The sequence below is a fragment of the Methylobacterium sp. WL18 genome (assembly GCF_008040015.1).
Lineage (GTDB): Bacteria > Pseudomonadota > Alphaproteobacteria > Rhizobiales > Beijerinckiaceae > Methylobacterium > Methylobacterium mesophilicum.
Window position 1 is genome coordinate 1 of record NZ_VRVD01000426.1, and the last position, 4,100, is coordinate 4,100.

The window sequence follows — 4,100 nt, forward strand, 5'->3', positions numbered from 1 at the left end:
GGGGAGGGAGGGGCGAGACCGATACGGGCAGAGCGCGCCGTCCGGCAAGCGCCGGCCCTGCAGCCCTCCGCCACGCCCCGTGCCCCTTCACGGGTCCGCGCCCAGCACCATATGCGATCGACGCAGTTCAGGCCGTCCGCGGCGGAAGCGCCGCCGACCGTGTCCCGGGTGCCGCATGTCATCAGGGTTCCTCACCCGGATACGGCTTTGGGGCTAACTTCGTTCCGCACGGCGACGTCGGAACCGCTGCAGCAGGGAGTACGGGATGCCGAACTACCGCGTCGAGTTCGCCCGGGAGATCCTCGGGGTGCCCTTCACCATCGGGTCCGTCGAGATCACGCGGGCCCGCGATCCGGAGCGCGCGCTCCGGGCGGCCGAACTCCGCTTCGCTCGCCAGCACGGCCTCGGCGACTGGCGGGAGCGGGCCGACCTCGCCACCCTGGCCGAGCGCCTCTGAAGGGCCGCGTCGCATCCTCCCCGAACGCCGTCGTTCGGGACGGTGCATGGTGAACCCCTGGTTCCGCCCGTCACACGGTGTTCGTCTTCGAGTTGCAGGATGGGTGTCCCGTCGTTTCGTGCGACCGCTCAAGCTCTGGTCGTGACGGCTGCGCCACCATAGAATGGCGGACGGAACCGGAAGCCGCCGCGTCCCCCTGCGTGACGGGGCGGCGGCGCCCCGCTCCGCAGACCGGCGGACGGGGCCGGAGAGACGTCAGGTCCGACAGGGGTCAGTGCGAGGGTCATGGCGGCGATCTCCTTCTTCGGCGACCTGCTCCAGACCATCAGCGAGCGCGGCCGCGACCTGATCGGCATCGGACGCGGCGAGATCGGCGGCCGCGCCAGCGCCGGCGAGCTGGTCAAGCTGTGCGAGGACCTGATCTCCCGGCGCGGCGAGGCCTCCGGGGTGGCGCTGGCCCGGCTGATCCTCGACCGCTACGCCAGCTTCGGCCAGCCGGAGCGCCACGCCTTCCTGCGGGCGATCGCGCTGGATTTCGACGCGGACCACGCCGCCGTCGACGAGGCGATCGCCGCCTACCGGGCCGATCCGACCCGCGCCCGCCTCGGCACCCTGCACGAGGCTGCCGAGCCGCGCAGCCAGGAGCTGATCCGCCGCCTCAACCTCGCCCGCGGCGGCACGCTGAGCCTGGTGCGGATGCGCGAGGATCTGTTCGACCTGCGCAAGGCGCTGCGGACCGGGACCGAGGCGGACCCGGCGGTGCTCGATGCGGTCGATAGCCTGGATTCCGATTTCGAGCACCTGTTCGCGTCCTGGTTCAACCGGGGCTTCCTGGTGCTGCGGCACATCGACTGGACCACGCCGGCGCATATTCTGGAGAAGATCATCCGGTACGAGGCGGTGCACGCGATCTCCGGGTGGGACGACCTGCGCGCCCGGATCGAGCCGCCGGACCGGCGCTGCTTCGCGTTCTTCCACCCGGCCCTGGCCGACGAGCCGCTGATCTTCGTCGAGGTCGCGCTCACCGAGCAGGTCGCCCCGGCGATCGCCCCGATCCTGTCGCGGGAGCGCAAGCCGCTGCAGCCGCGGGCGGCCACCACGGCGATCTTCTACTCGATCTCCAACTGCCAGAAGGGGTTGGCCGGCGTCACCTTCGGCAATTTTCTGATCAAGCAGGTGGTGGAGGATCTGACCCGCGAGGTGCCCTCGCTCAAGACCTTCGTCACGCTCTCGCCGGTGCCGGGCTTCGCGGCCTGGCTCGCCCGGGAGCGCCGGGCCGACAGTCCGCAGGGGCTGCTGCCAGAGGACGTGGAGATCCTGCGGGCCCTGGACGATCCGGACTGGCACGCCGACAAGGCCCGGGCCGAGGCGGTGCGCAAGGCGCTGATCCCGGCCGCGGCCGCCTATTTCCTGCGCGCCAAGAACGAGCGCGGGCGCCCGCTGGACCCGGTGGCCCGGTTCCACCTCGGCAACGGCGCCCGGCTGGACCGCATCAACTTCCTCGGCGACACCGCGAAGAAGGGGCTGGCCCAGTCGCACGGCCTGATGGTGAACTACCTCTACGACCTCGCGGCGATCGAGAAGAACCACGAGACCTACGCCAATCTCGGCACCGTGGCGGCTTCGCCGGCCGTGACCCGGGAGTTGCGGACCAAGCTGCCGCCGCCGCGGGCCGTGGTGCTCGCCGAGGCGTGAGCCGGGGGCTTCCTGCACCCTGGAGGGGATATCGGTTCGAGCATCGACGGCCAGTGAACGTCATGGCGGAGAGCCGGCCCCGATTGCGGGGCGGTTGCCAACGGTTCTATGGCTGCCTGAACCCGATGGCCCGTGATAGCTCCAGCCTCACGATGACGAACCACCTCTTCTCCCTGGTCCGGGACGGCGTTCCGGATCCCGCCAAGATCGCGATCGAGACCCCGGAGGGGCGTCGCTACAGGTACGCGGACCTGATCGCTCGCTCCGGCGCCTACGCGGCGGCCCTGCGGGCGGCGGGCGTGCGGCCCGGCGACCGGGTGGCGGTCCAGGTCGAGAAGAGCCCAGAGGTGATCTTCCTCTATCTCGGCGTCGTGCGGGCCGGCGCCGTGTTCCTGCCGCTCAACACGGCCTACACCCCGGCGGAGATCGAATATTTCCTAGGCGATGCCGAGCCGACGATCTTCGTCTGCGATCCGGGCCGGCGCGACGCCCTCGCCGGAGCCGCCTCCGGCATCCGCGAGACCTGGACGCTGGATGCCGCGGGGACCGGCAGCGCCGCCGAGGCCGCGGACCGGCAGGCCACCGATTTCACGGACGTGCCCCGCGGCCCGGAGGATCTCGCCGCGATCCTGTACACCTCGGGTACGACCGGGCGCTCCAAGGGCGCCATGCTGACCCACGACAACCTCGCCTCGAACGCCCGCACGCTGGTCGAGATCTGGCGCTTCACCGCCGACGACGTGCTGATCCACGCCCTGCCGGTGTTCCACACCCACGGGCTGTTCGTGGCGACCAACACGGTGCTGGCGAGCGGCGGCACGATGCTGTTCCTGCCGCGCCTCGACCCGAAGCTGATCCTGAGCCTGATGGGCCGGGCGACCGCCCTGATGGGCGTGCCGACCTTCTACACGCGCCTCCTGAAGGAGCCCGGCCTCACCCCGGAGGCCGCGAAAGGCATGCGGCTGTTCGTGTCGGGCTCGGCGCCGCTGCTCGCCGAGACGCACCGGGACTGGCAGGCCCGCACCGGCCACGCCATCCTCGAGCGCTACGGCATGACCGAGACCAACATGAGCACCTCGAACCCTTACACGGGGGACCGGGTCGCCGGCACGGTGGGATTCCCGCTGCCGGGCGTATCCCTGCGGGTGGTCGATCCCGAAACCGGCGCGGCGCTGGGTCCGGATGCGGTCGGGATGATCGAGGTCAAGGGCTCGAACGTGTTCAAGGGCTACTGGCGGATGCCGGAGAAGACCGAAGCCGAGTTCCGGCCGGACGGCTTCTTCATCTCCGGGGACCTCGGCAAGGTCGACGCCCGGGGCTACGTCCACATCGTCGGGCGCGGCAAGGACCTGATCATCTCAGGGGGCTTCAACGTCTACCCCAAGGAGGTCGAGACCGAGATCGACGCCCTGCAGGGCGTGGTCGAATCCGCGGTGATCGGCCTGGCGCACCCGGATTTCGGTGAGGCCGTCACAGCCGTGGTGGTCGGCGGCGCGAACGCACCGGACGAGGCCGGCGTGCTGGCGGCTCTGGAGGACCGTCTCGCCCGGTTCAAATGCCCCAAGCGCGTGCTGTTCGTGGACGAGTTGCCCCGCAACACCATGGGCAAGGTCCAGAAAAACCTGCTCCGTGAGGCGCATGCGGGACTGTATCGAGCATAAAAGAAACCGCCCGCTGGCCACGGGGCCAGCGGGCGGTTTCTTCGTCGTCATCAGAGGTTATGCGCGGTCCGCTCGTTCTCCGGTGGCGTGTGGCCGTCGGAATCCGTGGCCTTGCGGACCGCGGCGTTGAGGTTGTCCGGGTCGAGGGCGGTCTGAACGAACTCGCGTCCCATGCTGGTCACCTCGCGAGCGTAGCGCAGACCCTGGTCGCGGACCTCGTCGGCCCACGGACCGATGTTGCGGTCCTCCTGGCGGGTGCGCGGCAGCAGCGCGCCGAGCAGCAGGCC

General features: G+C 70.5%; 3 protein-coding genes and 1 pseudogene. 3 read left to right on the forward strand and 1 reads right to left on the reverse strand.

What is annotated here, in order from left to right; all coding sequences use genetic code 11:
* The first annotated feature begins 265 nt into the window (after positions 1-265).
* The 3 genes from FV228_RS22165 (at position 266) to FV228_RS22175 (ending at position 3,813) form a co-directional block, all read left to right on the forward strand.
* On the forward strand, positions 266-457 hold the full coding sequence (locus FV228_RS22165) for a hypothetical protein (RefSeq protein WP_147856579.1): 192 nt from the start codon (positions 266-268) through the stop codon (positions 455-457).
* Positions 458-742: 285 nt separating this feature from the next.
* A complete protein-coding gene (locus FV228_RS22170) occupies positions 743-2,152 on the forward strand; it encodes a malonyl-CoA decarboxylase (protein WP_147856580.1) in 1,410 nt (469 codons plus the stop codon).
* 152 nt (positions 2,153-2,304) lie between these two features.
* Complete coding sequence (locus FV228_RS22175) at positions 2,305-3,813, forward strand: malonyl-CoA synthase (protein WP_147856581.1); 1,509 nt, start codon at positions 2,305-2,307, stop codon at positions 3,811-3,813.
* Positions 3,814-3,863: 50 nt separating this feature from the next.
* Here the strand turns inward: FV228_RS22175 and FV228_RS22180 are convergent.
* Positions 3,864-4,100: pseudogene (locus tag FV228_RS22180) on the reverse strand (hypothetical protein); the annotation flags it as partial.